This is a genomic window from Kocuria sp. WN036 (genome assembly GCF_002287015.1).
Lineage (GTDB): Bacteria > Actinomycetota > Actinomycetes > Actinomycetales > Micrococcaceae > Kocuria > Kocuria rosea.
This window is the reverse complement of the sequence record NZ_NSKF01000001.1, coordinates 136,811-161,210: the sequence shown is the minus strand read 5'-3', so window position 1 is coordinate 161,210 and position 24,400 is coordinate 136,811. Positions and strand designations below refer to the sequence as shown.

Genomic DNA, 24,400 nt, shown 5'->3' with positions numbered 1-24,400 from the left:
CCGCTTGACGGTAGTAGTTCAAATTTGAAAGAACAGGGCGGGCCGTCCGGCCGGACGCCGCCGCGGAGCAGGAGGACCACATGCAGTTCGGCATCTTCACCATCGGGGACGTCACCGAGGACCCCACCACGGGACGCACCCCCACCGAGCACGAGCGGATCAGGGCCACCGTCGAGATCGCGAAGAAGGCGGAGGAGGTGGGCCTGGACGTCTTCGCCACGGGCCAGCACCACAACCCGCCGTTCGTGGCGCCGGGGAACCCGCCCGTCCTGCTGGCGAGCATCGCGGCGCAGACCGAGCGGCTGCAGCTGTCCACGGCCACCACCCTGATCACCACCACCGACCCGGTGCGCATCGCGGAGGACTACGCCTACCTGCAGCACCTGACCGACGGCCGCGTGGACCTCACCATGGGGCGGGGCAACACCGGCCCGGTCTATCCGTGGTTCGGCCAGGACATCCGCCAGGGCATCCCGCTGGCGATCGAGCACTACAGCCTGCTCCACCGGCTGTGGCGGGAGGACGTGGTCAACTGGCAGGGCCGGTTCCGCGGCGCCCTGCAGGGTTTCACCTCGACCCCGCGCCCGCTCGACGGCGTGGCCCCCTTCGTGTGGCACGGCTCGATCCGCTCCCCCGAGATCCCGGAGCAGGCCGCCTACTACGGCGACGGGTTCTTCCACAACAACATCTTCTGGCCCGCCGAGCACACCCGGCGGATGGTGGAGTTCTACCGGACGCGCTTCGAGCACTACGGCCACGGCTCGGCCGACCAGGCCATCGTGGGCCTCGGCGGCCAGGTGTTCATGCGCCGGAACTCCCAGGACGCCGTGCGGGAGTTCCGCCCCTACTTCGACAACGCCCCCGTCTACGGGCACGGGCCGTCCCTGGAGGACTTCACCACGCAGACGCCGCTGACCGTGGGCTCCCCGCAGCAGGTCATCGAGAAGACCCTCGGGTTCCGCGACTACGCGGGCGACTACCAGCGCCAGCTGTTCCTGATGGACCACGCCGGCCTGCCGCTCAAGACCGTCCTGGAGCAGCTCGACCTGCTGGGCGAGGAGGTCGTGCCGGTGCTGCGCAAGGAGTTCGCCGCGCTCAGGCCCGCCCACGTGCCGGAGGCCCCGACCCACGCCTCGCTGCTGGAACGCCACCGCGCCGGCCAGGACCCGGTGCCCGGCGGCGCCGAGGACTCGCCCGCCGGGCGGGCCCGCGCCGCGCAGGCCGCGGAGCCGACCACGGGGCGGACCACGGAGAAGGCCCACCGATGAGCTCCCGGAACATCACCACGACGACGACGCCGGACCCCGCCGCGGCGCGCCCGCTCACCGTGGCCGTGGTGTCGGCGGGGATGTCCGACGCGTCCTCCACCTCGCTGCTGGCCGACCGGCTCGCCGAGGCCGCCCGGGACGGACTGGCCGGGACGCCGGTGCGGATCGAGCGCGTGGACCTGCGCCCGCTGGCCCACGCCGTCGCCGACCACCTGCTCACCGGCTTCCCCGGTCCGGAGCTGCGGACCGCCCTGGACACGGTCGCCGGGGCGGACGCCCTGATCGCGGCCACCCCGACGTACAAGGCCTCCTACTCGGGGCTGTTCAAGTCCTTCTTCGACCTCGTCGACGACGCCGCGCTGGAGGACGTGCCCGTGCTGGTGGCCGCGACCGGGGGCACGGCACGCCACTCCCTGATGCTCGACACCGCCATGCGCCCCCTGTTCACCCACCTCAAGGCGCTGGTGCTGTCCCTGGGGGTCTACGCCGCCACCGAGGACTGGGCCGGCGGATCGCTCGAGTCGCGCATCCGGCGGGCCAGCGCGCAGCTGGCGCGCTCGATCGCGCCGGGAGCGCAGGCGGCCGGCGAGGTCCCGGCGGGCGCAGCCGGGTCCGAGCGGGGCGGCGGGTTCGAAGGGGTCCCCGACTTCGCGGACCTGCTCGCCCGGGCCGGCCGGTGACCGGCCGCCCGGCGGCCGCGCCGGAGCCCGCGGCCCGCCCGTGGGACGTGTGGCAGCTGTTCTTCGAGACCACCGCCCGGCTGACCACGGAGATCGAGGCGCGGCTCAAGGAGCACGGCTGCTCGCTCATGGACTACCAGGTGCTCCTGCTGCTGCGCAACGCCGAGGACCACCGGCTGCGGATGGGGGAGCTGGCCCAGCGGCTGGTCTTCTCCCCGAGCCGGCTCAGCTACCAGATCGGCGTGCTGGAGAAGCGCGGCTGGGTGCGGCGCCGGCGCTGCGCCGAGGACGCGCGAGGCCTCGAGGCCGAGCTCACGGAGGAGGGGCTGCGCGCCTTCCGGCGCCTGCGGCCCGCCCACGCCCGCGACGTCGAGGAGCTGTTCCTCCGTGCGCTCGAGGGCGACGACGCCGACCGGCTGGCCGCCGTCATGGACCGGCTGGCCCGCCGTCTGGCCTGAGGACGGGGCTGCGGCGTCCCGGTCCGCGAGCTCAGCGCAGTGCCGCCCGCACGCCCGGCCGGGCGGCCACCACGAGCCAGGCCACGTCCACGACGGCCTTGAGCGCGCCCGTCACGAGCCCGATCGACGTGCCCGCCGGGACCACGAGCAGCAGCACGGCGTTGGCCACGGTGGTCAGGAGCGCCATGGACGCGAAGACGATGCCGAGGATCCACGCCCACTGCCGCTGCTCGCGCAGCGGGAAGTACACCAGGGCGTAGAGCCCGGCGGTGAACCCGAGGCCGAACAGGAGCGAGATGGCGAGGACGACTGTCCCGAACGCCCCTGCGGGCAGGCCGGTGTACTGCTCGGGCGCCGCCAGGTACCCCACCGCGCTGCCGAGGACCGCGACCACGAAGGACGCCACGGTGAGCCGGAGCAGCAGCCGCAGATCGGCCGTCACCGGGGGCCGGGGCGGGCGGGCCCTCGCGTAGGGAGGAGCGCCGGGCGGCGGCGGGCCGCCGTGGCCCCGGGGCTGGTGGGGCTGCTGGGACATCGTCGGTGCCTCCTGACGCACGGGCCTGACACGGGGAGGGCCCTGCGCAGGGCCCAGCACCGAACCTATCCGCTGGAATCGCATTCGCGAACACCTGGCGGCGACGTGGCCCCGGTGCGGCGGAGCGTGACGCCCGGATCCGCTCAGGCGGGGGAGGTCCCGGCCGCAACGAGCGCCGCGGTCGCCGCCGCGATCGCCTGCTCCTCGTCGGTGGGCACCACGAGGACCTCCAGTGCGGATCCCGGCGCGGAGATCCGGCGGACCTCCCGCGAGCGGGCGGCGTTGGCGTCGTCGTCGAGCACGACCCCGAGGGCGCCCAGCCGCCCGCAGACGCGGGCGCGGAAGGCCGAGGCGTTCTCCCCGATCCCGGCCGTGAAGACCAGCGCCTGCGCGCCGTCCACGGCCACGTGGTAGCCGCCCACGTACTTCGCCAGGCGGTGGGCGGCCATCTCCAGGGCCAGCTCGGCGCGCTCGTCGCCGCGGTCGGCGGCCTCCTGGACGGCGCGCATGTCGTGGTCGCCGGCGATCGCCCGCAGACCGGACTCCTTGTTGAGCACGGCGTCGAGCCGCTCGGGGGTCATCCCGGGGTCCCGGCGCAGGACGGCCGTGACCACGGACGGGTCCAGGTCCCCGGTGCGGGTGCCCATCACCAGGCCCGCCAGGGGGGTGTAGCCCATCGACGTGTCGTAGGAGGCGCCGTCCTTGACCGCCGTCACCGACGCGCCGTTGCCCAGGTGCGCCACCACGCAGCTGAACCGTTCGCGCGGGACGCCCAGGAACTGCGCCGCCTGACCTGTCACCCAGTCGTGGGACGTGCCGTGGAACCCGTAGCGGCGGATCCCCCACCGCTCGTAGAACTCCTCCGGCACGGCGTAGCGCCACACGTGCTCGGGCATGGTGCGGTGGAACGCGGTGTCGAACACGCAGATCTGCGGCAGGTGCGGCCACGTCTTCTGGACGGCCCGCAGGCCCAGGACGGCGGCGGGGTTGTGCAGGGGAGCCAGCGGGACCAGCCGCTCGATGTCGCGGATGATCTCGTTGGTCGCGAGCACCGGCGCGGAGAAGCGCTCGCCGCCGTGGACCACGCGGTGGCCCGCGGCGTCGATCGTGCGCCCCTCCAGCTCGGTCTCGAGCCGCTCCGCGAGCAGCTCGAGCGCCTGCGTGTGGTCCGCGATCCGCGAGCTGCCGATGTTCTCGATCAGCCCGGAGGCCAGCACCGTCCCGCCGTCCGCACCGGCCTCGAGCTCCCGGACCTGGTACTTGAGCGAGGACGAGCCGCAGTTGACGACGAGCACGAGCATGGAGGACTCCCTGGGGCTGTGGCGACGGGCATGGGGACGGGGACGGTGCGAGCGGTGGGCCGGTGGGTCACATGCCCTGCGCCTGGATCGCGGTGATCGCGACCGTGTTGACGATGTCGTCCACGGTGCACCCGCGCGAGAGGTCGTTGACGGGCTTGCGCAGCCCCTGCAGCACCGGGCCCACGGCCACGGCGCCGGCCGACTGCTGGACGGCCTTGTAGGTGTTGTTGCCGGTGTTGAGGTCCGGGAAGACGAACACGGTCGCCCGGCCGGCCACGGCGGAACCGGGCAGCTTGGAGGCCGCGATCGAGGCGTCCACCGCGGCGTCGTACTGGATGGGGCCCTCCACCTCGAGCCCCGGGTCCGCGCCGCGCACGATCTCGGTGGCCGTCCGGACCTTGTCCACGTCCTCGCCGGAGCCGGACCCGCCGGTCGAGTAGGACAGCATCGCCACCCTGGGCTCCACCCCGAACTGGCGGGCGGTGCGGGCGGAGGCGAGCGCGATGTCCGCGAGCTGCTGGGCGTCCGGGTTGGGGTTCACGGCGCAGTCGCCGTAGACCAGGACGCGGTCCTCGAGGAGCATGAAGAACACGGAGGAGACGATCCTCACGCCCTCGGAGGTCTTCACGAACTCCAGGGCGGGGCGGATCGTGTTGGCGGTGGTGTGCGCGGCGCCGGAGACCATGCCGTCCACGTCCCCCATCTGCACCATCATGGTGCCGAAGTAGGAGCCGTCGAGCATCCGCTCCAGTGCCGTCTCCGGCTGCACGCCCTTGTGGGCGCGCAGCCGCACGTACTCCCCGGCGTACTTCTCGCGCAGCGCGTCGTCGTGCTCGAAGTCCACGAGGGTCAGCCCGTCCTCGGCGAAGTCGAGGTTGATGCCCTCCGTCTGGCACAGCTGGGCGATCCGCCCGGGGTCGCCCAGGACCGTGAGGTCGCAGAAGTTGCGGCGGTGGATCATCTCGGCGGCCCGCAGGATGCGGGGGTCCTCGCCCTCGGGCAGCACGATGTTCTTCCGGTCCGCCCGGGCCGTCTCGACGAGCTCGTGCAGGAAGCGCAGGGGCGTGCGCTTGGCCGGGCGCGGCAGGTCGAGCCGGCTCACGAGCTCCTCGCCGTCCACCCGCCGGGCCCACTCGCCGAGCGCGGCCGCGACCTTGCGCGGGTGCGCCCCGGAGAGGGTGCCCCGGGTCCGGGACACCTCCCGGGCGGCCCGGTAGGTGTCCAGCCCGGTGGTCAGCACGGGGAACGGCGCCGCGGCGGTGAGCTCCCGGATCCGCCCCTCGGTCTCGAAGCCGCCCGTGAGCAGCATCCCGGAGGGGACGGGCAGGGCGGGGGAGAGGGCGGAGGCCAGGGACGCGACGACGATGTCGGAGCGGTCCCCCGGCGTGATGACGAAGTCGCCGTCGGCGAGCTGCTCGAGGTAGTGGCCCACGGTCATCGCGGCGATCTTCACGCCCTTGACGTCCCGGTCCAGGGAGACCGCGGACGGGCCGTCCCCGAACCCGTGCCGGTCCCGCAGCTCCGCGACGGTCGGCGCGGCCACCGCCTCGTTCTCGGCGATGACGTACACGGGCAGGCCCCGCACGCCGCGGGCGGCGTTGTGCTCGATCTGCTCCACCCAGTCGGGGCGGGCGCGGTTGACGATGACCGCGAAGATGTCGCACCGCACCTGGTTCAGCTCGGCCCGGGTGACCTCGACCGCGTTGAGCACGTCCTCGGGGCTCTCGGACTCGTCGGCGCCGATCACGGCCAGCACGGAGGCGCCCAGGTTGTTGGCCATCCGGGCGTTCATGTCGAACTCGGCGGTGGCCGCGTTGTGCGCCAGGAGGTCGGTGCCGTCCACCACGATCACGTCGCAGTGCCGGGCCATCTCGCCGTAGACGGTCACGGCCATCGCGTCGAGCTCGTCGTGGTCCCCCGCGGCGAGCAGCTCCCGGGTGCGCGCCAGGGAGATGCCGCCGCGGCAGCGCTCGTCCGGGAGGTCGAAGTTGCGCTTCATCAGCTGCACCATCGGGTCCTCCGCCGGGGTCTCCCCGAGGTGGACGGGCCGGAAGTAGCCCAGGCGGTCCGTCTTGCGGAACAGCGAGTCGGCCAGGCCGAGGGCCACGAGCGACTTGCCGGACTGCGGCGTCATGGCGCTGACGTAGATGCCTTGGGTCATGGTGGCGGGGTCCTCCGACGGTCGGGCTGGGTCCGTGCCCAGTCTAGGGCCCACCCGCCGGAGGACCGGGTGTGGGGCCGCTCAGGCGAGGGAGAGGAACATCTTCTCCAGCTCGGCCTTGTCCAGGCTCGGGTCCTCCGAGCGCAGGCACTGGTCCAGGCCCGTGGCGATGATGGAGAAGCCGGCCTTGTCGAGGGCGCGGGAGACCGCGGAGAGCTGCGTCACCACGTCCTTGCACTCGCGGCTCTCCTCGAGCATGCGGATGACGGCGCCGAGCTGGCCCTGGGCCCGCTTGAGCCGGTTGATGGTGGGGGTGAGGTCCTGGGGGTCGAGTTGCACGGGGCGCTCCTGGGTGTGGTGGTTGCTCCGACGATTCTATACCCCCTGGGGGATCTTGCATACCCAGGGGGGTATAGTGCATCATGGAGTCACACCCACCGTCACCCGGAAGGAACTGCCGCATGACCTCGAAAGTCGCCCCCGCCGAGCTGAAGTCCTGGATCGAGTCCGGAGAGGAGGTCGCCGTCCTCGACGTGCGCTCCGCCGCCGAGTTCGCCGCCGAGCACATCGACGGCGCCTACAACGTCCCCGTCGACCTCGTGGCCGACCACGCGCAGGACATCGCCGCGGCCCTCGGCGGCAAGGTCGCCCTGATCTGCCGCTCCGGCGCCCGGGCCACCCGCGCTCAGGACATCCTCTCCTCGGCCGGCACCGAGAACACCTACGTCGTCGACGGCACCGTCGACGACTTCGAGAAGGCCGGCGGCGCGGTCGTCCGCGGCGCCTCGACCTGGGCCATGGACCGTCAGGTCCGCATGGTCGCCGGCTCGCTCGTGCTGGCGAGCGTGGTGGGCGGGCAGCTGGTCTCCCCGAAGCTGCGCGCCGTCGCCGCGGGCGTCGGCGGCGGGCTCGCGTACTCCGCGCTGTCCAACACCTGCGCCATGGCCAACGTGCTCTCGAAGATGCCCTGGAACCAGGGTGCCAAGGATCCCTCCAAGGACGCCGTGCTGGAGCAGCTCACCGCCCAGTGATCCGTCCAGTGATCCGCCGGGTCGGCCCCGCGGACTGATCCGCCGGCCCCGCCGCCACGCCGTTCGCGTGGCGGCGGGGCCGGCGTCGTCCCCGGGGTTCACCCGGACGCCGCCGGGTGGGAGGATGGGGGCATGCTGGTTGCCTTCTCCGTCTCCCCGTCCGGCGGCGAGAACCCGAGCGGTTCCGTCCACGACGCCGTCGCCGCCGCCGTCCGCGTGGTCCGCGAGTCCGGACTGCCGCACGAGACCGACGCCATGTTCACCACGATCGAGGGCGAGTGGGACGAGGTCATGGACGTCGTCAAGCGCGCCACCGAGGCCGTGGGCCGCTACGGGCCCCGGGTCTCGCTCGTGCTCAAGGCCGACATCCGCCCCGGCCACACCGGTGAGCTGCAGGGCAAGGTCGAACGCCTCGAGGCCGCGATCCAGCGGCAGGCCATAGAGTCCTGAGCGCTGCCCCCGCGGCGGTCCGCCTGCGGACCGCAGGACCGTCCGACGCCGGGGCCTGGTCCGCCCTGCACCTGCGCTGCCTCGACGAGACCTACCGTCCGCTCTTCGGGGACGCCTTCGCCGACCGGCAGCAGGCCGCGGCCGAGCGCACCGCCGGCTACGACCTCGCCCTCCTCGCGGACCCGCACGTGCGCACCCTCCTCGCGGTCGACGACGACGGGGCCGCCCTGGGGCTGGTCTCCGCCGGCCCGGCCCCCGCCGCGTGGGAGGGGCGGGCCGGGGTGCCCGCCCCGCTCGTCCCGCTGCAGCTGTTCCAGCTCTACGTGCTGCGGGCCGCCCACGGCACGGGCCTCGGCGCTGCCCTGCAGGAGGCCGCGATCGGCTCCGCGGACGCGTACCTGTGGATCATGGACGGCAACGCCCGCGCGGAGCGCTTCTACGCCAGGCACGGCTTCCGGGCCCTGGCCGAGTCCTTCCCCGCCGGCGGGCCCTGGACCGGGCAGCGCATGCACCGCATGCTGCGGACGGGGACCGCGTGAGCCGGGCGTCCCGCCGCTCGCGCACGGCGCCGGCGCCCGCCGGGCCCACCGGCCCCGCGGCCGGGAGCTACGAGATCTCGACCGGCACCGCCGAGCTCGTCCCGGACGCCTACGCCCCCGGCTCCTGGGTGCTGCACGTCAACGGCGTCCCCTCCTCCCACGTGGACCCGGAGCACCCCGAGCGGCTGGACTTCGAGTACATGCGCTGGATCGCCGCGGTCGTGGACGCCCACCTCGCCGCCCACCCGGATCCGGAGCGGCTGCGGGTGCTGCACCTCGGCGGCGGCGCCTGCTCGCTCGCCCGCTACCTCGCCCACGCGCACCCGGCCGCGCGGCAGGTCGTCGTCGAGCTCGACGGGCGGCTCGCCGAGCTGGTCCGGGAGTGGTTCGACCTCCCGCGCGCCCCCCTGCTGCGGATCCGGGTGGGGGAGGCCCGCGCCGTCACGGAGTCGCTGAGCCCGGCCACCCGGGACGTCGTGGTCCGCGACGTCTTCGCCGGGGCCGTGACCCCCGAGCCGCTCACCACGGTGGAGTTCGCCCGGCACGTGCGGCGCGTCCTGGCCCCCGGCGGGCTGTACGTGCTCAACTGCGGCGACACCCGGGACCTCGCCGGGGCGCGCGCCGAGCTCGCCGCGCTGTCCGAGGTGTTCGAGCACGTCGCCGCCGTGGCGGACCCGGCGATGCTCAAGGGCCGCCGCTACGGCAACATCGTGCTGGCCGCCTCCTCCGCCCCGCTGCCGCTGGAGGGCTCGCCCGGGGCGGCCGCGCTCGGCCGGGAGCTGCTCGGCGGCGCGGTGCCCGCCCAGTACAAGGACGAGGCGTGGGTGCGCTCCTTCGTGGGCGGCACCCCGCCGCGCCACGACCCGGTCGCCGAGGGGGCGCGCGATGGCGCCTGAGCCCGCGACCGAGCAGGACGTGCGCGGCCTCGCCCGGCGGCACGGCCTGGACCTGGAACCGGGGACCGTCCGGTTCGAGGAGGCGGGTCTGGACTACCGGGTGGCGTTCGCCGCCGCCTCCGGGACCGGCGAGCAGTGGGTGCTGCGGATCCCGCGCCGCCCCGACGTCGCGGCGAAGGTGGCCGACGAGCTGCGGATCCTGGACTTCGTGCGCCCGCGGCTCCCGGTCGCCGTGCCGGACTGGCGGATCGCGGGGCCGGAGCTCGTCGCCTATCCGCTGCTGCCCGGCCGGCCCGGTCTCACCCTCGACGCCGCGGGGCAGCCGGTCTGGCACTACGACACCGCCTCCCCGGAGCACGCCCGGTCCCTGGCGGAGGTCGTCGCGTCCCTCCACCGCCTCGACCCCGCCGCCGCCGCGGCGGCGGGGGTCTCCGCCGAGACCCCCGAGCAGGTGCGCCGGCGGTGGGCGGCCGACCTCGAGCGGGTGCTCGGGGAGTTCGACGTCGCCGCGGAGCTCGCGGCCCGGTGGCGGGCCTGGCTCGACGACGACGGGCTGTGGCCGCGCCGCACCGTCCTCACGCACGGCGAGCTCTATCCCGCCCACCTGCTGCTCGACGACAGCAGCCGCATCCTGTCCGTCCTGGACTGGACGACGGCCGGCGTCGGCGACCCGGCCCTGGACCTCATGTACCAGCACCTCATCGCCCCGCCCGAGTCCTTCGCGGCGACCGTCCGCGCCTACGAGGAGCTCACCGGCCGCCACGAACCCCGCCTCGCCGACCGCTGCGAGGCCCTCGTGGCCGCAGGACCCCTCAACTACGCCCTCTTCGCCCTGGCGTCCGGGGAACCGGGCCACCGCGAGGCCGCCGCCGCACAGCTGCGTCCCTGAGGTCCCCACGCTCCACCGTCCGGCCGCGCCCTATCCTGGCGGGATGGACAACCGCACCGAGGTCCGCGACTTCCTCGTCTCGCGCCGGGCCAAGCTCACCCCGGCCCAGGCCGGTCTGCCGGCCGGGGGCAACCGCCGGGTGCCGGGGCTGCGCCGCTCCGAGGTGGCGGCCCTGGCCGGGGTGAGCGTGGAGTACTACGCCAAGCTCGAGCGCGGGGCGGTCGCCGGGGCCTCGGCCTCGGTGCTGGAGGCGGTCGCCGCCGCCCTGCGCCTGGACGAGACCGAGCGGGCGCACCTGCTCGACCTGGCGCGGGCGGCCGACGGCGTGTCCGCGGCACGGCGCCCGCGCCGCCGGGCGTCGCGGCAGGCGAGCTCCCGGCCGGGTCTCCAGTGGGCGCTGGAGGCGATCACCGGCGGGGTGGCGTTCGTGCGGAACCAGCACCAGGACCTGCTGGCCACCAACGCCCTGGGGCGCGCCTTCTACGCCCCGCTGCTCGGGGACGGCGGACGCACCCCCAACCTGGCCCGGTTCCAGTTCCTGGATCCGGCCTCCCGGGAGTTCTACCCGGACTGGGAGGTGTTCGCGAGCATGTGCGTGGCGATCATGCGCGCCGAGGCCGGCCGCGACCCGCATGACCGGGCGATGCAGGACCTCGTCGGGGAGCTGTCCACCCGCAGCGAGACCTTCCGCACCCTGTGGGCCGCCCACGACGTGCGCACCCACGGCACCGGCACCAAGCGCTTCCGCCACCCGGTGGTGGGGGAGCTGACGCTGGCCTACGAGGAGCTGGCCGTCACCGCCGAGCCCGGGCAGGTGCTGATGATCTACACCGCCGAACCGGGCTCGCCCTCGGCCGAGCGGCTCCGGCTGCTCGGATCCTGGGCGGCCGACCGGCACGCCGCCGTCCCCGAGCGCTGATCCGCGGCTGCGGCACGCGCCCGGCGCGGCACCGGTGCGAGCCGCTCGCACCGGTGCCGCGCGCATCCTGGGTCAGTCCTGCAGCGCGAGCAGCGCCGTGCTGTCGGCCGCCGTGCCCGCCAGCTGCGGCGCCCACCCGTCGTCGCCCTCGAGGTAGGTGCGGACCGTGAACCGGGTCTCCTCCGCGGCCGGCAGCTGCGGGCGGTCCGGGGTGACCTGCGCCCCCGGGCCCCGGTTGCGGTGCTCCGCGAAGCGCGCCTCGCGCCACGAGAAGCCGCTCATGTCCGTCCACGGGCTCGCCGCGACGTGGGCGCCGAGCCACGAGTCGCGGACCAGGACCTGCGCGACGGCCCGCGGATCCCCGCTCGGGTGCCACGGCCGGCCCAGGTGCACCGTGCCCGCGGCTGCCCCGGACGTGAAGCGGCACCGGTCGAAGAGGTAGCCGTGCGCGATGCCGAGGTCCTGGCTGCCGGCCGTGACGTAGCCGTTGTTGCCGGCGGAGCCGCGGTCGAGGGACCGGATCTCGCAGTCCCCGAAGACGGCCGTGCCGCGGCCGAAGACGAAGTCGACGTCGCCCTCGACCCAGCACCGGTCGAACCAGGACCTCGAGGCCACACCGCTCGCCGGCGAGTTGACCAGCAGGGTGTCCTGGTTGCCGAGGAAGCGCACCCCGGACAGGACCGCCCGGTCGCCCGTCAGGTGCAGGGCCACGGCCTGGCGGTTCTTCATCTCGGGGTGCGCGGCCTCGTCGAAGTCGTTGGCGAACGTGAGGTTGCGCGCCACGAAGTCCGCCCCGTCGACCCGGGCGGACGCGCTGCCGAACGTGCCGAACGGTCCGCTGCCGTCGGGCTTGACGGTGCCGGAGGCGTTGTCGTGCACCAGCACCACGTCCTCGGGGCGCTCGCCCATCCCCACGAACGAGATCCGGGGCTTGCCCGACGGCACGAGCAGGACCTCCCGGTACTCCCCGGGCTGGATCCGGATCACCGTCCGGCGGGCGCCGCCCGGCTCCGCCGCGTCCACGGCGGACTGCACGGTCCGGAACGGCCTGCCGGGGCCGACGTCGAGCACCGCGGGGGTGTCCACGGGGCGCTCGCTCGGCCAGAACATCCGGGCCAGGGGGTCCGTCACGGCGTCGGGATCCGGGAACCAGCCCGGCGGCACGATCCGCTTCGACCGCAGCTCGCGCGCGACCAGACGGGCCACGGCCAGCGCGCCGAGGGCCTGGAAGTGGGTGTTGTCCTGGGAGCCCTGCGGGTACTGCGGGTGCTGCCCCGGGGCCAGGTGCAGGAAGTGGGACGTGGTCCCGTCCGGGCCGAGGCGCTGCCACAGGTCCTTGGACGAGGCGGTCAGGTCCACGAGGGGCGTGCCGGTGGCCGCGGCGAGCTCGCGCACCGCCTGCGGATAGGCGCCGTGGGTGTCCCGCGCGGCCCCGAAGGCGTCGAAGCGGCGGCGCTCCACGGGGGTGACCAGCACGGGCTGCGCCCCACGCGCGGCGGCGCCGTCGAGGTAGCGGCGCAGGTACTCCTCGAAGGTGGAGCCCGGCAGGGTGCCGCGGGCCGGGTCCTCGACCTTCTCGTCGTTGTGGCCGAAGGAGATCAGCAGGTGGTCGCCCGGCTGCAGCAGGGACAGTGCCCGGTCCAGCAGCCCGGCGTCCGCGTAGCTCTTAGACGAGGCCCCGGACCAGGCGAGGTCGAGCACGCCGGCCTGGGGGCCCAGCAGCAGGGGCAGGGCCTGGCCCCACCCGGCGCGCGGGCGCTCGGAGTGCTGGTACGCGGACGACGTCGAGTCCCCGACGACGACCAGCGCCGGCCGGGTGCGCCGCGTCCCGCCGCTGTTGCCGGTGGCCCCTGTCGTGGCGAGGGCTGGGGAGGCCGTGGCGCCCGTCAGCGCGGCGGAGCCGGCCGCCAGGGCGAGCGCGGTCAGGACGGTGCGGCGGCTCGGCGCCCCGGGGGCCCTCACCGGTCGCCGCCGGTGCTCAGGACGGGGCCCGCGGTGCGGGCGAGCAGTGCTGGCACGGCCTGGGGCGCGTGGACCTTCGTGCGCAGCACGGGCGTCCAGGAGGTGTCGTGGGTCAGCCGCTCGGCCTCCGGGACGGCGGCGTTGTACGCGGCCCGCACATCGACCTTCTTGCCGTTCACGGTGTTGTCCACGGTGGCGATGGTCGTGCCCTTGTACCGGCCGATGATCTCCGCGGCGTCCGTGCCGGCGGGGAGCGTGAAGGCGTTGGCCTCCGCGTAGAGGTGCGACTCGATCCCCGCGCCCAGCGAGTACACGTATGGCACGGAGCCGTCCTCCGGCACCACGTAGTGGTTGTTGTAGACGTCCACCTGGCCGTAGCGCACCCGGGGCGCCCGCTGCCCGACGTCCTCGAAGACGTTGTGGTGGACGGTCACCCGCAGCCTGCCCGGGTCGCCCCGGTTCGTGGAGTCGGTGGAGCCGATGAGCATCAGCTTGTCGTGCTCGGTGAACCGGTTGTAGGACACGGTGACCAGGTCGGATCCGTTGGTCACGTCGACCGCGCCGTCGTGCACCTGGTAGGGGGTGCCGAAGTAGGAGGGCTGCTCGCTGTCGAGGTTCGGGGCGTCGGTGAACTCGGAGTGGTCGATCCAGACGTGGGTGGCGCCGTTGATCACCTGGAGCAGGTCGTACTCGCTGTTCCAGGCCCCGGTGCTCCCGTCGCCCGGGTCCCAGGCGGGGAAGCAGTCGGAGGAGTCGGAGAACGTGAGGTTGCGCAGGATCACGTTGTCGGCCCCGTTGATCCGCAGGGCCGCGCCACGGATCTCGCTGTCCGCGCCGGCGCCGACGATTGTGGTGTTGCTCGGGATGTCCCAGCGGATCGTCCGTGCCTGGTTCGTGGCCGCGGCCCGGCGGGCCTCCTCCTGCGCCCCGGCCGGGTCCCGGTCACGGCCCCACGTGGCCGGGTCGTAGGCCTCCAGGTACTGCTCCAGGGAGTAGCCGGTGCCCGCCGCGTAGTCGTCGCAGCTCAGCGGAGAGCCGTCCGGCGCGGTGTTGGCGTCGATCCGGCCGTGGACGCGGACGATCTTCGGGCGCTCGCCCGCGGCGTCGAACGCCGCCAGCAACTCGGTCCGGTTCGTGACGTCGTAGACGTCGGCGGCCTCCGCGGCCGAGCCGCCGGTCGTGCCGGGGCCCAGGGAGGCCCACCCGTCGTCCTCCGACAGGACCTGGCGCTCGAGCGCGGTGCGGGAGGTCTGGGCCTCGGGGGCGGCGAGGGGGCTGGGGGCGGCCGACGCAGGAGTCGCCGCGAGGAGGGCGGCCGTCACGGCCACGGCGGTGGGAATGGACAGGTGCGCAGTGCGTTTCCGCATGGTTCCTCTTCCGTCATCGGGGGGACGCCCTCGGGGGAGGTGCTGTAGTTGTGTGACAGGGGTCACGGGAGGGCGTTGAGCAGGACGGTATCAGAAAGCGCTTTCCCAGAGAAGGTGCACAGGCGTTCGGGCGGTGCTGCCCACGCCTCGTCACGCCCCTCGTGGCTCCGCTCGTCGCTCCCTTGTGGCCGAGGGGTCGCCATTGGCGAGAACATGCCGCGCTGAACGTCGGAACGCGACCCGCCGCGTGTGCTGAACGTCGGAACGCGACCCGCCGCGTGTGCTGAACGTCGGAACGCGACCCGCCGCGTGTGCTGGGCGCGGAGGCGACCCCGCGGCGGCGTTCCGGTGGGCTCGGGGATCAGCGGGAGGCGCGCGAGGCCTCGACCGACGCCACGAACTCCCGGGCCAGCTCCACCAGCTCCTGGGTGCGCTCGATCTGCGGCATGTGCCCGGTGTCCGGGAAGACGTGCAGCCGGGCGCCGGGCAGGGCGGCGGCCGCGGCCTCGGCGTGGTGGGCCGGCAGCACGGCGTCGGCCTCGCCCCACACCACGAGCACGGGCAGGCCCGTTGCCCGCACCTTCTCCAGCAGGGCCCTGCGCCAGCCGGGCAGGACGCCGATCACCGGCAGCCCGATGCTCCGGTAGGTGCCCAGGAACGTGGCCCGAAAGTCCGGCTGGGCGCCCACCCGTGCCGCGTGCCGCAGCAGCTCCGGGGTGGCCAGGGCCGGGTCGAAGAAGCAGTTCTGGTTCGACCGCACCGCGGCGGCCCGCGCCAGGGGCCGGAACCGGCGGCCCACCACGGGCAGCCGGGACAGCCCCGCCCACACCATGGGCAGGGGGGAGACGTTGGCCTCCCGGCCGAACCCGGCGCTGTTGGCGAGCAGCAGCCCCGCGACCCGCCCTGGGTGCTCGGCGGCCACGGTCATGGCCACGGCGCCGCCCAGGGAGTTGCCCATGAGGTGCACCGGCCGCTGCTCGCCGAGCGCGTCGAGCACGCCGACCACGGCGCGGGCGAACGTCCCGAGCCCCGGCCGGTCCGCGCCGGCGGGGGTGAGCCCGAAGCCGGGGAGGTCCATGCTCAGCACGCAGTGGTCCCGCGCCAGCAGGTCGTGGGCGGCCGACCAGTCCTCGAGGCTCCGGCCGATGCCGTGCAGCAGCACGACCGGCGGCGCCTGCGCGGGCCCGGAGCGGCGGGTGCGCACGGGCCGGCCGGCGACCTCCACCGTCGTCGTCGTGGCCTCCGGGGTGCCGGCGGGGGAGTCTGCGGCGGGGACGGGCGCGTGTCGGTCGGTCATGCGTGGGCCTCCTGCGGGCGGGCGCCGCGGCGGGCCGCGGTGCGGGGGATCAGGTCGAGGGTGCGGGACAGCGGGGTGCGCAGGGTGGTCGCGGAGTCCAGCAGGTAGTTCTGCCGCACCCGCCACGGGTGCCGGTCGCCCTGGCGCGGGAAGGCGCCGATCGCGCGCCGGACGTAGCCGGAGCTGAGGTCCAGCAGCGGCTGCTCGGCCATGCCCCGGGGGGCGCGCGGCACCACGGCCCCGGCGTCGTGGCGCTCCAGGTGCCGCAGCACCCTGCACACCAGCCGGTGGGTGAGGTCCGCGCGCAGGGTCCAGGACGCGTTGGTGTAGCCGATGCACAGCGCGAAGTTCGGCACGCCGGTCAGCATCGCCCCGTTCCACACGAACTGCTCGGCGAGCTCCACCGGCGTCCCGTCCACGGTCAGGACGATCCCGCCGAAGGGGAGCAGCCGCAGGCCCGTGGCGGTGACCACGAGGTCGGCCTCGAGGACCCGGCCCCCGCTCAGCCGGACCCCCTCGGGCACGAACGTGTCGATCGCGCCGGTGACCACCTCGGCCCGCCCCCGCTTCAGCGCCTTGAACAGGTCCGCGTCCGGAACGGCGCACAACCGCTGGTCCCAGGGGTCGTAGGACGGGGTGAAGTGCTCGGCCACGAGCTCCTCGGAGCCGAGGATGCGCGCGGCCCGGGACGTGAAGAACGCCCGGGCCGCGGCCGGGCGGCGGCGGCAGAACTGGTACACGGCCGTGCTGAACAGGATGTTCTTGGCGCGGATGACCCGGTGGGCGAGCCCCGCGGGCAGGAGCCGACGCAGCGCGTCGGCCCGCCTGTCCCGGCCGGGCACGGCGCTGATCCACGTGGGGGAGCGCTGCAGCATGGTCACGCCCGCGGCGGTCCGCGCCATGGCCGGCACGAGGGTCACGGCGGTGGCGCCGCTGCCGACCACCAGCACGCGCCGGCCCGTCCAGTCCAGGTCCTCGGGCCAGAACTGCGGGTGCACCACCCGGCCGCCGAAGTCCTCCAGGCCGGGCAGCGCGGCGTCGTGGCCGCGGTCGTAGTCGTAGTAGCCGGCGCACGAGTACAGGAACGAGCACGTCATGCTGCGCCGGTGGACGGCGCCGTCCTCGTCCCGCACCTCGAGGCCCAGGCTCCAGCGCTGCTCGGCGCCGGACCAGTCGGCCGAGACCACCCGGGTGCGGAGGCGGAGGTGCCGGTCGATGCCGAACTCCTCCGCCGTCTCGTGGATGTACGCGAGGATCGACGGGCCGTCCGCGAGCGCCTGCGGGTCCCGCCACGGCTTGAAGGAGTAGCCGAGCGTGAACATGTCCGAGTCGGAGCGCACGCCCGGGTAGCGGAACAGGTCCCAGGTCCCGCCGAGGTCGTCCCGGGCCTCCAGCACGGCGTAGGACAGCTCGGGGCGCTCGGTCTGCAGGCGGTAGGCCGCGCCGATGCCGGACAGGCCGGCTCCGACGACGACGACGTCCCGGTGGTCGGTGCCGCCGGGGATCTCGCGGGGCGGCTCGCTGGCGGTGGAAGGTGCTCGCATGCTTCCAGGATCGCCCGGCGCGCCCGCCAGGACTTGACGCTGCGCGACGATTGCTTGACCCTGGGCGACATGACGGTCATCCGGTCCGCAGGTCTGCGCGGCTTCCGCGCCGCGGTCGCGGAGCTCGGCGGGAACGCCGAGGCCCTGGCCGACGCCGCCGGCCTGCCCCGGTCGGCCCTGGACACCGACGACCTCCTGGTCCCCGAGCGGGCCGTCGCGCGGGTGCTGGAGACCGCCGCCCGGGAGCTGGACTGCCCCGACCTGGGGCTGCGGGTCGCCGCCCGGCAGGACCCGGGCGTGCTCGGCCCGCTCGCGCTCGCCGCCCGCCACTCGGAGACGGTGCGCGACGCCCTCGAGTGCACCTCCCGCTACCTCTTCGTCCACGCCCCGTCCCTCGAGCTGGCGCTGGTGCCGGACCCCTACGGGGCCCGCGGGGTGACGGCGGTGCGCTACGGCGGCTCCGCCGCGACCGCCCGGGACCCCGGGCGCGGCAGCCCGCAGGGCACCGACCTGGGCCTGGGCCTGCTGCACCGGGCCCTGAGCTCCCTGGTGGGGGGCCGCTACGGGCTGCGCACGGTCGAGCTGGCCCACCGGCCGGCGGCGCCGCTGCGGGTCTACGAGGAGTTCTTCGGGGCACCCGTGCGCACCGGCCGCCCCGACGTCCTCCTGCGGATCCCCACCAGCACGCTCGCCCGCCCGCTGCACGGGGACGCCGGGGTCCGGCAGGTGGCGCTCGCCTTCCTCGACACCCAGCTCCCCGGGCCCGGCTCCGCGTGGGCGCCCCGGGTCCGGGGCGTGCTGGTGCAGCTGCTCGGCACCGCGTCCCCGGAGATCGAGGCCGTGGCCCGGGTGCTGGACCTGCACCCCCGCACCCTGCAGCGCCGGCTCGCCGAGGAGGGCACCACCTTCGGCGCCGTCCTGGACGAGACCCGGCGCAGCGCGGCCCTGCGCTGGCTCACCACCACCGACGTCCCCCTCGGCCAGATCGCCGGACTCGTGGGGCTCTCGGAGTCCTCGGCGCTCACCCGGTGCGCCCGCCGCTGGTGGGGTGCCCCGCCGCGGGACGTCCGCCGCCGGGGCGTCCCGGTCGGCTGACGGTGTCGCCGCGCGTCAACTTCCTGTCGCGGTGGGTCAAGCGGTGACCGGTGCCCGCCCGCACACTGGACAGCAGGCCCCGATCCACGACCCCGACCCCAGGAGCAGCCCGTGTCCCCGTCCGCACCCTTCCGCTTCGCCGGCGCCACCGCGGTGCTCACCGGCGCCGCCTCCGGCATCGGCGAGCAGCTGGCCCACGGCCTCGCCGCCCGCGGCACCCACCTGGTGCTCCTCGACCGGGACGCCGCGGGACTCGAGACCGTCGCCGGGGCGATCCGCGCGGGGCACCCGGACCTGCCGGTGCGCACGGTCGTGGCCGACCTCGCCGAGCTGTCCGCGCTGCCGGGCGTGGCCGAGCGGATCCGGGCCGAGCACCCGCGGATCGACCTGCTGGTCAACAACGCGGGGGTGGGCCTGGGCGGGACCTTCGAGCAGGTCTCCGCCGAGGAGTTCGACTGGCTCATGGACATCAACTTCCGGGCGCCGGTGGTGCTCACCCGCGAGCTGCTGCCCGCCCTGCTCGCCGCCCCCGGCAGCCACCTGGTCAACCTCTCCAGCCTGTTCGGCCTCATCGCCCCGCCCGGGCAGGTGGCGTACTCCGCGAGCAAGTACGCCCTGCGCGGGTTCTCCGAGGGCCTGCGCCACGAGCTGGCGGGCCGGGTGGGGGTCACCGTGGTGCACCCGGGCGGGGTCCGGACCAGGATCGCCGAGACCGCCCGCACCCCGGCCGGGGTGTCGGAGGAGCGTGCGCGGAAGGACCGGGAGGACTTCGCGGCGCTGCTCAGCTATCCGGCGGAGCGTGCGGCCGCCGACATCCTGGGGGCGGTGGAGCGGCGCCGGAACCGGCTGCTCGTGGCGCCCAGCGCCGTGCTGCCGGACCTCGTGGCGCGAGTCCTCCCGGGCTCCTACTGGCCGGTCCTGCGGCACGCGCCCCGGGTCCTGAAGCATGCGCCCCGGGTCCTGCGGCGTCTTCCCGGGCGGCGGCGCCGGGCCTAGGCTGAGCGCATGACCAGCACCCTGTCCGCCGTCGTCGTCGACTGCCGCGATCCCGAGACCCTCGCCCGCTTCTGGTGCGCCGCCCTGGGCTACGTCGTCCACGCGGAGGCCGAGGGGTTCGTGGGCATCGTGCCCGCGGAGGGCAGCGGCCCGCACCTCGACTTCGTGGTCGTCCCCGAGCCCCGGACCGTCAAGAACCGGCTGCACCTCGACCTGCGCGCCGTGGACACCGACCGGGACTCCGAGGTCGCCCGCCTGGAGTCCATCGGCGCCCGCCGCGTGGACGTGGGCCAGGGGCCCGAGGTGACCTGGGTGGTGCTGGCCGACCCGGAGGGCAACGAGTTCTGCGTGCTCTCCGACCTCGAGGAGGACTGAGCCGGCGGGCTCAGGCGAGCACGCCGTCCACGTAGTACCACCGGCCGTCCTCGCGCCGGAACCGGGAGTTCTCCCGCTGGGCCCCCCGCGCCCCGTCCGGGCCGCGCCGGTGCGCGGTGAAGTCCACCCACCCCTCGTCGTCGAAGGGGCCGCCGCCCGTCACCCCGTGGACGTCGAGCCGGGTCCAGCGCAGCGCGGGGTCCAGGTCCACGGACGCCGGGCGCATGCCCGGGTGCCACGTGGCCAGCAGATAGGCATCGTCCCCGGCGGCGAAGGCGCTGAACCGCGAGCGCATCAGCAGCTCGGCCGTGGGCGCCGGGCGGCCGCCGTGGAAGCGCCCGCAGCACGCGCCGTAGGTCTCCCCGGTGCCGCAGGGGCAGCGGGCGTCGTCGTCGATCACGCCATCCAGCCCTCGACCACGCCCTTGCCGAAGAACACCACGAAGGCCGCCGCCACCACGTACATGAGCGGGTGGACCTCCTTGCCGCGGCCCTGCACGAGGCGGATGAAGACGTAGGAGACGAATCCCGCGCCGATGCCGTCCGCGATCGAGTAGGTGAACGGCATGACGGCGAACGTCAGGAAGGACGGCACGGACAGGCCCCAGTCGTCCCACTCGATGCGCACGACCTGCTTGGCCATGAGGAAGCCCACCACGACCATGGCCGGGGCCACGGCCTCGAACGGCACCACGTTGACCAGCGGGGTGATGAACATGGCGAGCAGGAACAGCACGCCGGTGACCACGTTGGCCAGGCCGGTGCGGGCGCCGTCGGCGATGCCGGTGGAGGACTCCACGAAGATCTGGTTGGAGGACACGGAGCCCGCGCCGCCGGCGATCGCGCCGGCGGCGTCCACCAGCAGGATCTTGTCCACGTTCTGGATCTGCCCGTTGCGGCCCACGAGCCCGGCCTGCTGGGAGAGCCCGACCATCGTGCCCATCGCGTCGAAGAAGATGGAGAGCAGGATCGTGAAGATCAGCAGCGCCGCGGCGAGCGCCCCGAGGCTCCGGAACGCCTCGAGCGGGGCGGCCGAGCCCACGAGGGAGAGGTCCGGCAGCGCCACGAAGGAGGTGGGGGCCGCGGGCACGACGAGCGACCACCCGGTGGGGGCGTCCACGGAGGAGCCGGACGGGACGACCGCCTCGAGCACGTGGGCGAGGATCGTGGTGGCGACCACGGCGATCAGGATCGCGCCGCGGACGTTGCGGACGATGAGGGCCACGGTCAGGAGCAGGCCGACCACGAACGTGAGCATGGGCCAGCCCAGCAGCGTCCCGCCGTCGCCGAGCTGCACGGGCACGGTGGTGCCGGCGGCGTCCGGGATGCGGCGCACGAAGCCGGCGTTCACGAAGCCGATCAGGGCGATGAACAGGCCGATCCCCACCACGATGGCGGTCTTCAGGGACGCCGGCACGGCGTTGAACACGGCGGTGCGGAAGCCGGTGAGCACCAGGACGAACATGATCAGGCCCGCCCACACGACCAGCCCCATCACCTGGGGCCACGTGAGCTGCGGGGTGGTCACGATCGTCACGGCGAGGAACGCGTTGACGCCCAGGCCCGTGGCGATCGCGAAGGGCGCGCGGGCCACGACGCCCATGAGGATGGTCAGCACCCCGGCGACGAGCGCCGTCACGGCCGCGACCCGCTCACCGCCAAGGATGTTGCCGGCGCCGTCCGGGCCGTAGCCGAGGATCAGCGGGTTGAGGACCACGATGTAGCTCATCGCGATGAACGTCGCCACGCCGCCGCGGACCTCGCTCGCCACCGAGGAGCCGCGCTCGCTGATCTTGAAGAAGCGGTCCAGGCCGTTGCGCGGCGGACCGGAGGGGGTCTCGGTGGAGACGGAAGCGGAGGATGCCATGGCGGTCCTTCAGGCACTCGACGGGAGGGAGCACGACTCCACAGGGGACGCTCCCGGGCTGACGGCGGCACCGGCGTGCCACCGGGACGACACTACCTCCCCGCGTCCGGGCGCGCCGGGGCCCGTCCCCGCCGGGACGGGACGCCGCCGGGACGACGCCGGGCCGCGGGCCCGGTGTCCTTGCACACGCCGGGCCCCGTGTCCACCCCTGTGTCCCGTCACGACGGTTCGTGGCGGTTTGTGACGACCGGCGTGACTGTCCAGCGGGACGCGCGAACAATCGAGCGCATGACACAGACGACGCGCGCGCCCCGCGCTGCCCGGAAGCCGAAGGCCGAGGGGCAGTGGAAGGTCGACGGCCGGGACCCCCTGAACCCCAACGAGGTCTTCAAGCAGGCCGACGACGGGCTCAACGTGCGCACCCGGATCGAGGAGGTCTACTCGAAGCACGGCTTCGCCTCGATCGACCCCCAGGACCTGCACGGGCGCTTCCGCTGGTGGGGCCTCTACACCCAGCGCCGGCCGGGCATCGACGGCGGGCGGACGGGCTCGCTGTCCGACGCCGAGATCGAGGACGAGTACTTCATGATGCGCGTCCGGCTCGACGGCGGGGCCCTGACCCGCGAGCAGCTGCGGGTGCTCGGGCAGATCTCCGCGGACTTCGCGCGGGACTCGGCCGACATCACGGACCGGCAGAACATCCAGTACCACTGGATCCGGGTGGAGGACGTCCCCGAGATCTGGCGCCGGCTCGAGGACGCGGGACTGGACACCGTCGAGGCCTGCGGGGACGTGCCGCGCGTGATCCTGGGCTCCCCGCTCGCCGGGATCGCCGAGGACGAGATCATCGACCCCACCCCGGTGATCGAGCGGATCAAGTCCACCTGGATCGGCTCCCCGGAGTTCTCCAACCTGCCGCGCAAGTACAAGACCGCGATCACCGGCCACCCGTCCCTGGACGTGGTGCACGAAATCAACGACTGCGCCCTCGTGGGCGTGGTCCACCCCGAGCTCGGCCCCGGCTACGACCTGTGGGTCGGCGGCGCCCTGTCCGTGGTGCCGTTCCTCGGCAAGCGCCTCGGCGCGTTCGTGACCGAGGAGCAGGCCCCCGAGGTGTGGAAGGGCGTCACGAGCATCTTCCGCGACTACGGCTACCGGCGGCTGCGCAACCGCGCCCGGCTGAAGTTCCTGGTCCAGGACTGGGGCCCGGAGAAGTTCCGGCAGGTGCTCCAGGACGAGTACCTCGGCTACGCGCTCGCGGACGGCCCCGCGCCGGAGAAGGCGGCCGTCCCCGGCGACCACATCGGCGTGCACCGGCAGAAGGACGGCCGGTTCTACATCGGCGTGGCCCCGCGCGTGGGCCGCGTCTCCGGGGCGAAGCTACTGGCCCTCGCCGACGTGATGGCGAAGTACGGCTCCGACCGGCTGCGCACCACCCCGCACCAGAAGCTCGTGCTGCTCGACATCGAGGAGGCCGACGTCGAGAACGCCGTCGCCGACCTCGACGCCCTGGACCTGCAGGCGCGGCCCTCCGCGTTCCGCCGCTCGACCGTGGCGTGCACCGGCATCGAGTACTGCAAGCTCGCGATCGTCGAGACCAAGCAGACCGCCTCGGACACCATCGACGAGCTCGAACGGCGGCTCGACGGCGTGGAGCTACCCCACCCCATCTCGATGCACGTCAACGGCTGCCCCAACTCGTGCGCCCGCATCCAGACCGCGGACATCGGGCTCAAGGGCCAGCTGCTGCCCACCGAGGACGGCGGGCAGAAGCCCGGCTACCAGGTCCACCTGGGCGGTGGGCTCGCCGCGGACGACCGTGCGGAGGCCGGCCTGGGCCGGACCGTGCGCGGGCTGAAGGTCTTCCAGGACGACCTCGCCGACTACGTGGAGCGGCTGGTCCGGCGCTTCCTGGCCCAGCGCACCGAGGACGAGAGCTTCGCCGAGTGGACCCACCGGGTCGAGGAGAGTGAACTGGCATGACCGGCACGGACACGGGCACCCGCCCCGCGCTGCGGGACGAGCAGCAGCTGCGCGACCTGGCGGCGGCCGGCGCCGCCGCGCTGCACGCCGAGCTGGACGCCGAGGGCCGGGTCCCGGCCGAGGGGGAGGCCTCCACGGAGGAGGCCATCCGCTGGGTCGCGGAGAACTTCGACCTGCGCAGCGTCACCGTGGCCTGCTCGATGGCCGACGCCGTGCTCCCGGCCCTGGTCGCCGAGCAGCTGCCCGGCGTGGACGTGCTGTTCCTCGAGACCGGCTACCACTTCCCGGAGACCATCGGCACCCGGGACGCCGTGGCGCACATGCTCGACATCACCGTGGTCGACGCCCTCCCGGAGCTGACCGTGGCCGAGCAGGACGAGAAGCACGGCAAGGACCTCTTCGCCCGCGACCCCGGCCTGTGCTGCGCGATCCGCAAGGTGGCCCCGCTCAAGAAGTCCCTGGAGGGCTACGAGGTGTGGTTCACCGGCGTGCGCCGGGACGAGTCCTGGACCCGCACCAACGCCCCGATGGTGACCTTCGACGAGACCCACAAGCTCGTCAAGGTCAACCCCATGGTGCGCTGGAGCCTCGACGACCTCGTCGAGTGGTCGCAGGACCACGGCGTGCCGACGAACCCGCTGATGGCGGAGGGCTACCTCTCCATCGGCTGCGCCCCCTGCACGCGGCCCACCGCCCCGGGCGAGGACCCGCGCGCGGGCCGCTGGGCCGGCCAGGACAAGATCGAGTGCGGTATCCACCTGTGAGCGCACCCACCACGACGGAGGCGA

General features: G+C 74.3%; 24 protein-coding genes. 14 read left to right on the top strand and 10 right to left on the bottom strand.

The window, feature by feature from the left end; genetic code table 11:
* Positions 1 to 80 precede the first annotated feature (80 nt).
* The 3 genes from CK505_RS00770 to CK505_RS00760 are packed head-to-tail and all read left to right on the top strand — an operon-like array spanning position 81 to position 2,406.
* Positions 81 to 1,268, top strand: a complete 1,188-nt coding sequence (locus tag CK505_RS00770; RefSeq protein ID WP_017832993.1) for an LLM class flavin-dependent oxidoreductase — start codon at positions 81 to 83, stop codon at positions 1,266 to 1,268.
* Positions 1,265 to 1,948 carry a CE1759 family FMN reductase gene (locus CK505_RS00765; RefSeq protein ID WP_095649861.1) on the top strand — a complete coding sequence of 228 codons (684 nt, stop codon included), beginning with the start codon at positions 1,265 to 1,267 and terminating at the stop codon, positions 1,946 to 1,948. Before CK505_RS00770 ends, CK505_RS00765 begins: the two co-directional genes overlap by 4 nt.
* Complete coding sequence (locus tag CK505_RS00760) at positions 1,945 to 2,406, top strand: MarR family winged helix-turn-helix transcriptional regulator (protein ID WP_095649860.1); 462 nt, start codon at positions 1,945 to 1,947, stop codon at positions 2,404 to 2,406. Before CK505_RS00765 ends, CK505_RS00760 begins: the two co-directional genes overlap by 4 nt.
* Positions 2,407 to 2,437: 31 nt before the next feature.
* Here CK505_RS00760 and CK505_RS00755 read toward each other — a convergent pair whose 3' ends face one another.
* The 4 genes from CK505_RS00755 to CK505_RS00740 all read right to left on the bottom strand — a co-directional run bounded on the left by CK505_RS00755 (position 2,438) and on the right by CK505_RS00740 (position 6,742).
* Positions 2,438 to 2,941 (bottom strand): hypothetical protein, encoded by a 504-nt coding sequence (locus tag CK505_RS00755; protein WP_095649859.1) that lies wholly within the window; start codon positions 2,939 to 2,941, stop codon positions 2,438 to 2,440.
* A gap of 143 nt (positions 2,942 to 3,084) precedes the next feature.
* Positions 3,085 to 4,242, bottom strand: a complete 1,158-nt coding sequence (locus CK505_RS00750; RefSeq protein WP_095649858.1) for an acetate/propionate family kinase — start codon at positions 4,240 to 4,242, stop codon at positions 3,085 to 3,087.
* A 67-nt stretch (positions 4,243 to 4,309) separates the two neighbouring features.
* Positions 4,310 to 6,403 carry a phosphate acetyltransferase gene (pta, locus tag CK505_RS00745; RefSeq protein ID WP_035925493.1) on the bottom strand — a complete coding sequence of 698 codons (2,094 nt, stop codon included), beginning with the start codon at positions 6,401 to 6,403 and terminating at the stop codon, positions 4,310 to 4,312.
* An 81-nt stretch (positions 6,404 to 6,484) separates the two neighbouring features.
* Entirely contained in the window at positions 6,485 to 6,742 is a 258-nt protein-coding gene (locus CK505_RS00740) for a metal-sensitive transcriptional regulator (RefSeq protein WP_017832999.1), read from the bottom strand.
* A gap of 122 nt (positions 6,743 to 6,864) precedes the next feature.
* Here CK505_RS00740 and CK505_RS00735 point away from each other — a divergent pair, with 122 nt between their 5' ends.
* The 6 genes from CK505_RS00735 to CK505_RS00710 all read left to right on the top strand — a co-directional run bounded on the left by CK505_RS00735 (position 6,865) and on the right by CK505_RS00710 (position 11,127).
* A complete protein-coding gene (locus tag CK505_RS00735; protein WP_035925495.1) occupies positions 6,865 to 7,434 on the top strand; it encodes a rhodanese-like domain-containing protein in 570 nt (189 codons plus the stop codon).
* Positions 7,435 to 7,566: 132 nt separating this feature from the next.
* Positions 7,567 to 7,884: a thiamine-binding protein gene (locus tag CK505_RS00730; RefSeq protein ID WP_017833001.1), complete on the top strand. Its 318-nt coding sequence runs from the start codon at positions 7,567 to 7,569 to the stop codon at positions 7,882 to 7,884.
* Entirely contained in the window at positions 7,881 to 8,423 is a 543-nt protein-coding gene (locus CK505_RS00725; protein ID WP_081994313.1) for a GNAT family N-acetyltransferase, read from the top strand. The genes CK505_RS00730 and CK505_RS00725 overlap by 4 nt, the downstream gene beginning before the upstream one ends.
* Positions 8,420 to 9,319, top strand: coding sequence for a spermidine synthase (locus CK505_RS00720; protein ID WP_017833003.1), 900 nt, complete (start codon positions 8,420 to 8,422; stop codon positions 9,317 to 9,319). Before CK505_RS00725 ends, CK505_RS00720 begins: the two co-directional genes overlap by 4 nt.
* Positions 9,309 to 10,208, top strand: a complete 900-nt coding sequence (locus tag CK505_RS00715; protein WP_095649857.1) for a macrolide 2'-phosphotransferase — start codon at positions 9,309 to 9,311, stop codon at positions 10,206 to 10,208. The genes CK505_RS00720 and CK505_RS00715 overlap by 11 nt, the downstream gene beginning before the upstream one ends.
* A gap of 43 nt (positions 10,209 to 10,251) precedes the next feature.
* Complete coding sequence (locus CK505_RS00710; RefSeq protein ID WP_095649856.1) at positions 10,252 to 11,127, top strand: helix-turn-helix domain-containing protein; 876 nt, start codon at positions 10,252 to 10,254, stop codon at positions 11,125 to 11,127.
* 72 nt (positions 11,128 to 11,199) lie between these two features.
* On the opposite strand, the gene CK505_RS18990 is transcribed toward CK505_RS00710, so the two are convergent.
* The 4 genes from CK505_RS18990 to CK505_RS00690 all read right to left on the bottom strand — a co-directional run bounded on the left by CK505_RS18990 (position 11,200) and on the right by CK505_RS00690 (position 17,297).
* Complete coding sequence (locus CK505_RS18990; protein WP_095649855.1) at positions 11,200 to 13,089, bottom strand: pectinesterase family protein; 1,890 nt, start codon at positions 13,087 to 13,089, stop codon at positions 11,200 to 11,202.
* On the bottom strand, positions 13,086 to 14,456 hold the full coding sequence (locus CK505_RS00700; protein ID WP_095649854.1) for a polysaccharide lyase family 1 protein: 1,371 nt from the start codon (positions 14,454 to 14,456) through the stop codon (positions 13,086 to 13,088). The genes CK505_RS18990 and CK505_RS00700 overlap by 4 nt, the downstream gene beginning before the upstream one ends.
* Before the next feature lie 361 nt (positions 14,457 to 14,817).
* On the bottom strand, positions 14,818 to 15,753 hold the full coding sequence (locus tag CK505_RS00695; protein WP_095649853.1) for an alpha/beta fold hydrolase: 936 nt from the start codon (positions 15,751 to 15,753) through the stop codon (positions 14,818 to 14,820).
* On the bottom strand, positions 15,750 to 17,297 hold the full coding sequence (locus CK505_RS00690; protein ID WP_095649852.1) for an NAD(P)/FAD-dependent oxidoreductase: 1,548 nt from the start codon (positions 17,295 to 17,297) through the stop codon (positions 15,750 to 15,752). Before CK505_RS00690 ends, CK505_RS00695 begins: the two co-directional genes overlap by 4 nt.
* Positions 17,298 to 17,366: 69 nt before the next feature.
* Here CK505_RS00690 and CK505_RS00685 point away from each other — a divergent pair, with 69 nt between their 5' ends.
* From CK505_RS00685 to CK505_RS00675, 3 genes are all read left to right on the top strand, one after another.
* The gene (locus CK505_RS00685; protein WP_095649955.1) at positions 17,367 to 18,392 is read left to right on the top strand and encodes an AraC family transcriptional regulator; all 1,026 of its coding nucleotides are present in this window, start codon (positions 17,367 to 17,369) and stop codon (positions 18,390 to 18,392) included.
* 111 nt (positions 18,393 to 18,503) lie between these two features.
* The gene (locus CK505_RS00680; RefSeq protein WP_017833009.1) at positions 18,504 to 19,388 is read left to right on the top strand and encodes an SDR family oxidoreductase; all 885 of its coding nucleotides are present in this window, start codon (positions 18,504 to 18,506) and stop codon (positions 19,386 to 19,388) included.
* A gap of 9 nt (positions 19,389 to 19,397) precedes the next feature.
* Positions 19,398 to 19,763: a VOC family protein gene (locus CK505_RS00675; RefSeq protein ID WP_017833010.1), complete on the top strand. Its 366-nt coding sequence runs from the start codon at positions 19,398 to 19,400 to the stop codon at positions 19,761 to 19,763.
* 10 nt (positions 19,764 to 19,773) lie between these two features.
* On the opposite strand, the gene CK505_RS00670 is transcribed toward CK505_RS00675, so the two are convergent.
* Complete coding sequence (locus CK505_RS00670; RefSeq protein WP_095649851.1) at positions 19,774 to 20,163, bottom strand: YchJ family protein; 390 nt, start codon at positions 20,161 to 20,163, stop codon at positions 19,774 to 19,776.
* Positions 20,160 to 21,629 carry an NCS2 family permease gene (locus CK505_RS00665; RefSeq protein ID WP_017833012.1) on the bottom strand — a complete coding sequence of 490 codons (1,470 nt, stop codon included), beginning with the start codon at positions 21,627 to 21,629 and terminating at the stop codon, positions 20,160 to 20,162. The genes CK505_RS00670 and CK505_RS00665 overlap by 4 nt, the downstream gene beginning before the upstream one ends.
* 288 nt (positions 21,630 to 21,917) lie before the next feature.
* On the opposite strand from CK505_RS00665, the gene CK505_RS00660 reads away from it, so the two are divergent.
* Both CK505_RS00660 and CK505_RS00655 read left to right on the top strand, forming a co-directional pair.
* Complete coding sequence (locus tag CK505_RS00660) at positions 21,918 to 23,612, top strand: nitrite/sulfite reductase (RefSeq protein WP_017833013.1); 1,695 nt, start codon at positions 21,918 to 21,920, stop codon at positions 23,610 to 23,612.
* Positions 23,609 to 24,376 carry a phosphoadenylyl-sulfate reductase gene (locus CK505_RS00655; RefSeq protein WP_017833014.1) on the top strand — a complete coding sequence of 256 codons (768 nt, stop codon included), beginning with the start codon at positions 23,609 to 23,611 and terminating at the stop codon, positions 24,374 to 24,376. The genes CK505_RS00660 and CK505_RS00655 overlap by 4 nt, the downstream gene beginning before the upstream one ends.
* Positions 24,377 to 24,400 lie beyond the last annotated feature (24 nt).